1 protein-coding gene is annotated in these 731 nt (G+C 29.1%); it reads left to right on the top strand.

All coding sequences use genetic code 11. The annotated features are described in order from the left end of the window. Positions 1-143 precede the first annotated feature (143 nt). On the top strand, positions 144-584 hold the full coding sequence (locus CD128_RS11050; protein WP_103329942.1) for a Dps family protein: 441 nt from the start codon (positions 144-146) through the stop codon (positions 582-584). The last annotated feature ends 147 nt before the right edge of the window (positions 585-731 follow it).

Raw genomic sequence — 731 nt, 5'->3', positions numbered from 1 at the left:
CGCTTATATATCACTAAAAATCTATACCTTAAATTATAATTATTATAAATAAAAATAGACATTTCTGTTTACAGATTAGAATTATTATAATATAATGTTTATTGAAATAGAGAGAACAATTATATATTAAAGGAGAGATTTCAATGGCTCAACAAGATGTAGTAAAAGAACTAAACCAACAAGTTGCTAACTGGACAGTAGCTTATACTAAATTGCATAACTTCCACTGGTATGTAAAAGGACCTAATTTCTTCTCATTACATGCTAAGTTTGAAGAATTATATAACGAAGCTAGTCAATATGTAGATGATTTAGCTGAACGTATTTTAGCAATTGGTGGTAACCCAGTTGGTACATTAAAAGAAAGTTTAGAGCTTTCAATTGTTGAAGAAGCTGGAAAAGGCTATAAAGCTGAAGAAATGGTTGAAGAATTCTCAAAAGATTTAACAAACATTTCAAAACAATTAGAAACAGCTATTCAAGTTGCTGGTGACGCTGGCGATGATGTATCTGAAGATATGTTTATTGGTATGCAAACATCAGTAGATAAACACAATTGGATGTTAAAATCATATTTAGTATAATTCCGAAATATAGAAAACGCTCGAATGTCCGCAAACATTCGAGCGTTTTATTTTTAAAAGGGTTCTACGCAAACATCGGTTGATAAATAAAAAAATTATTTAATTATAATTAGATTAAGCGACAAAGAGGAAATCAGACTTTTTTAG

This window comes from Staphylococcus croceilyticus (assembly GCF_002902575.1).
GTDB lineage: Bacteria > Bacillota > Bacilli > Staphylococcales > Staphylococcaceae > Staphylococcus > Staphylococcus croceilyticus.
Note: the sequence above shows the minus strand (reverse complement) of the source record. Positions and strands in the feature narration are given on the sequence as shown.

What these genes read in the sequence shown, in the direction of transcription:
- CD128_RS11050 (WP_103329942.1), top strand. Translation starts at nt 144, where the DNA reads ATGGCTCAACAAGATGTAGTAAAAGAACTAAACCAACAAGTTGCTAAC.